Origin of the sequence: Geojedonia litorea, from assembly GCF_042654525.1 — a bacterium.
GTDB classification, from domain to species: Bacteria; Bacteroidota; Bacteroidia; order Flavobacteriales; family Flavobacteriaceae; genus Geojedonia; species Geojedonia litorea.
This window is the reverse complement of record NZ_JBHSGP010000017.1, coordinates 1-757: the sequence shown is the minus strand read 5'-3', so window position 1 is coordinate 757 and position 757 is coordinate 1. Positions and strand designations below refer to the sequence as shown.

Here is a 757-nt window from a genome sequence, read left to right as displayed (position 1 = left end):
TTGGTAAAAGTTCATTGTGATATTTTATTGGTTGTTATAATAGGTTTGAAAAAACTTTTTCAAAAAAGATTGGTAAAGTATTGTGGGAATAAAAAAAGGGTTTTATATTTGCACCCGCTTAAGGGGTAAAGCCTTTGAGATAAGATAAAGAAAGTTCATTAACATATTGAATTGACAGCGTAAAGAAGATGTTGGAAACGACATTTTCAAGACAAGAGAATAAGCCATTTTGAGTACCGAGAATTATAATTTCTTTGGTTGTTAAAAAATAGTCGTAAGACTTAAAATTTAACGATGAAGAGTTTGATCCTGGCTCAGGATGAACGCTAGCGGCAGGCCTAACACATGCAAGTCGAACGGTAACAGCACTTCGGTGGCTGACGAGTGGCGCACGGGTGCGTAACGCGTATACAATCTACCTTTTACAGGGGGATAGCCCAGAGAAATTTGGATTAATACCCCATAGTATTATTAATTGGCATCGGTTGATAATTAAAGATTCATCGGTAAAAGATGAGTATGCGTTCTATTAGCTAGTAGGTGTGGTAACGGCACACCTAGGCAACGATAGATAGGGGCCCTGAGAGGGGGATCCCCCACACTGGTACTGAGACACGGACCAGACTCCTACGGGAGGCAGCAGTGAGGAATATTGGACAATGGGCGAGAGCCTGATCCAGCCATGCCGCGTGCAGGAAGACTGCCCTATGGGTTGTAAACTGCTTTTATACAGGAAGAAACAGCTCTACGTGTAGAG

1 rRNA gene is annotated in these 757 nt (G+C 41.7%); it reads left to right on the top strand.

The annotated features are described in order from the left end of the window. Positions 1 to 291: 291 nt before the first annotated feature. Positions 292 to 757: ribosomal RNA gene (locus tag ACFO5O_RS14695) — 16S ribosomal RNA — on the top strand; the annotation flags it as partial.